Source organism: Caballeronia sp. SEWSISQ10-4 2 (assembly GCF_030464885.1).
Lineage (GTDB): Bacteria > Pseudomonadota > Gammaproteobacteria > Burkholderiales > Burkholderiaceae > Caballeronia.
Window position 1 is genome coordinate 1 of sequence record NZ_JALPRJ010000189.1, and the last position, 3,157, is coordinate 3,157.

At 60.8% G+C, this 3,157-nt stretch carries 2 protein-coding genes; one reads left to right on the forward strand and one right to left on the reverse strand.

The features are described from left to right. Positions 1-84: 84 nt before the first annotated feature. Positions 85-978: a methylisocitrate lyase gene (gene prpB, locus M0D69_RS43470; RefSeq protein WP_301787954.1), complete on the reverse strand. Its 894-nt coding sequence runs from the start codon at positions 976-978 to the stop codon at positions 85-87. A gap of 179 nt (positions 979-1,157) precedes the next feature. Between prpB and prpR the strand changes: the two genes are divergently transcribed. After that, positions 1,158-3,047 (forward strand): propionate catabolism operon regulatory protein PrpR, encoded by a 1,890-nt coding sequence (gene prpR, locus M0D69_RS43475; RefSeq protein WP_301787955.1) that lies wholly within the window; start codon positions 1,158-1,160, stop codon positions 3,045-3,047. The last annotated feature ends 110 nt before the right edge of the window (positions 3,048-3,157 follow it).

Here is a 3,157-nt window from a genome sequence, read left to right on the forward strand (position 1 = left end):
CTTCGGTTTGAAGCCGCCGGTGGCGGGTGCTTCTTTCTCTAACGTATCGCTCATTTGTCTCAGTCTCCTGACAGGGATAACGCGTTACTTCGCTTGATTGAACAGGGCGTCGAGTTTCTCTTCGAACTCGTGATAACCGATGCTCGCGTACAGTTCCTCGCGCGTCTGCATGGTGCCAAGCACCTTGCTTTGCGTGCCATCGGTGCGGATAGCGCGATACACGTTCTCCGCGGCCTTGTTCATCGCGCGGAACGCCGAAAGCGGATACAGCACGATCGATACATCGACGCTGCGCAGTTCTTCAACCGTGAAAAGCGGCGTCGATCCGAACTCCGTGATATTTGCCAAAACCGGTACTTTTACGGCATCGACGAATTGTTTGTACATCTTAAGATCGGTCACCGCTTCCGGGAAAATCATGTCCGCGCCGGCCTCGACACAAGCACGCGCCCGCTCGATAGCCGCTTCCAAACCCTCCACCGCCAGCGCATCGGTACGCGCCATGACGACGAAATTCTCATCGGTACGCGCATCGACGGCCGCCTTCACGCGATCCGCCATTTCCTGCTGCGAGACGATCGCCTTCCCCGGCCGATGACCGCAGCGCTTGGCGCCCACCTGATCTTCGATATGCATCGCGCCCGCGCCCGCTTTGATCAGCGACTTCACTGTGCGTGCAATGTTGAAGGCGCTCGGACCGAAGCCGGTATCGACGTCGACCATTAGCGGCAGATCGCAGACATCGGTGATGCGGCGGACATCGGTGAGGACGTCATCGAGCGTTGAAATGCCGAGGTCCGGCAAGCCGAGCGAGCCTGCTGACACGCCGCCGCCCGACAGATAAATCGCCTTGAAACCCGCATGTTTGGCGAGCAGTGCGTGGTTCGCATTGATCGCGCCGACGAGTTGCAAGGGCTTTTCAGCCGCGACCGCCGCGCGAAACTTCGCGCCGGCGCCAAGTGTTGCAATTGAACTCATAGATGTGTCTCCGTTGACCTGGTGATCAAGCGCAAGTTGTCTGCCAGATTCGCAAGCTTTTGATTTCTAAGAGATTGGCCGCTCCTCGCCACCCCGTAAAATTTCATAAATGAAATCATGGATTGCAAAAATGGCGTTAAACTTTGAAATTCCGCTCACAGTTCGCAGACGTTCAAGCCATGAATCCACCTCCACGCATTTGGGCAGTCGGCATCAGCAAGTTACGTGACCTGTATCGCGACATCGCGGCGGACTATGACGGTATCGCCGATCTGCGCATCGTGCCGCTGGGGTACGAGGACGCGGTGCAGGAGGTCGAGAACGCGGGCGATGCGCGTCCGGACGTGGTTGTATCGGCGGGATCGAACGGGAGTTATCTGAAGGCACGGATCAGCGTGCCGGTCGTGCTCGTGAGCCCCACTGGCTTCGACGTGATGCATGCGTTGGCGCGAGCGCGTCGCGAGGGCGATTCGGTTGGCCTCGTGATGCACGGCGAGACCCCGTCCGAGCTCAAACGTTTTTTCCGGGCATTCGATGTGGCGGTGGAATGCGCTTCGTATTTGTCGGCGGAAGACGCGGAGGCGTGCGTGCTCGATCTGCGCGACCGGGGTGTGCAGGCTATCGTCGGGCCGGGGCTCGTGACGGAACTGGCCGAGAAGGCGGGCATGAAGTCGGTGTTTTTATACTCGCGCGCGTCTGTTCAAGGCGCCTTTGAAACCGCGCTGGAAGTAGCACGCGCCACGCTGGGCGAAACGCAGCGGCGTCGGCGGCTGGATCAGGTGCTGCAGCATCTGCGCGATGGCGTGATCGCGTTGAACGCCGATGGCCGCATCGAAGCGTTGAGCGGGAAGATGGCCGACATGTTGCGGCTTGCGCCGTCACAAGCGGTGGGCAAGCGGCTGCGCGATCTGGCGCCCGAGGTGGCGGGCGCCGTGCCGAAGGAGCCGGGCGAGTCGCTGGAAACGGTGCGCGGGGCGAGCTATGTCGTGCATCGCAGTGCTTGGGGCGAAACATCGGCGGGGGCTTCCGGGTCCATCATCACCTTCCAGGAGTCGGTGGCGTTGCAGCGCATGGACCGCTCCGTGCACGCCCGGCAACGCGCGCCGCAACTTGTCGCGCGATACAGGATTGCGGATCTGACCGGGACGAGCGAAGCGATAGAACAAGTGCGCCAGCGAGCTAGGCGTTATGCGCGTTCCGATGCCACTGTGCTGATACGCGGCGAAAGCGGCACCGGCAAGGAGCTGGTTGCGCAAGGCATCCATACCGAGAGCGCTCGACGTGAGTTCGCGTTCGTCGCGCTGAACTGCGGTGCTTTCCCGGAGACCTTGCTGGAAAGCGAATTATTCGGCTATGAGGAAGGCGCGTTTACCGGTGCGCGACGCGGAGGCAAAGCGGGGCTGATTGAATCGGCGCATCGCGGCACGCTCTTTCTCGATGAAATCGGCGAGATGCCGATGCCGTTGCAAAGCCGTTTGCTGCGCGTGCTGCAGGAACGCGAAGTGGTGCGCCTGGGGTCTACGGAACCGTTGCAGGTCGACGTGCGGATCGTCGCGGCGACGCATCGTGGGTTGAGCGAGCGGGTGAGGGCGGGGCAGTTTCGCGCGGACCTTTATTATCGGCTGAACATTTTGAATCTTGCTTTGCCGCCGTTGCGCGAGCGGCTATCGGATATAGCCGGGCTTGCTGCGCACTTGCTGTGGCAGACGGGGCGTGTTGAGTCCGTCGATGCGGCGCATGTCGCGCTTGAACCGGCGTTGCCGTTGTTGATGGAGTATCGATGGCCGGGCAACGTCCGCGAATTGCAGAACGTGATTGAACGGATTGCGGTGGAGTTGGACGAGATGCCGGCGGCGCGGGTGACGTCTGCGTTGCTGAGGTCGATTGCGCCGGAGCTTGAGGACGATACCCCGGGCTCAGGTCCAGAAACGTTGAAGGAACGTAGCCGCAAGCTTGAGGCCGACGAGATTCGCGCAATGCTCGATTCGTTCGGCGGCGATCGCGAGAAGGTCGCTCGGGCGCTCGGCATCAGTAAGACTACGCTTTGGCGAAAGATGGCGGGGCGGTGAGTGGCTGGGGGTGCTTGGTGGTCGGGGGTGGTGATGGGTTGCTGCTGCTTAGGCATGCGGTCGGTTTAAGTTAGTTATTCTATTTATCACTATTAGCCACTGTGCGTGGC

What these genes read in the sequence shown, in the direction of transcription:
- prpB (WP_301787954.1), bottom strand. Translation starts at nt 978, where the DNA reads ATGAGTTCAATTGCAACACTTGGCGCCGGCGCGAAGTTTCGCGCGGCG.
- prpR (WP_301787955.1), top strand. Translation starts at nt 1,158, where the DNA reads ATGAATCCACCTCCACGCATTTGGGCAGTCGGCATCAGCAAGTTACGT.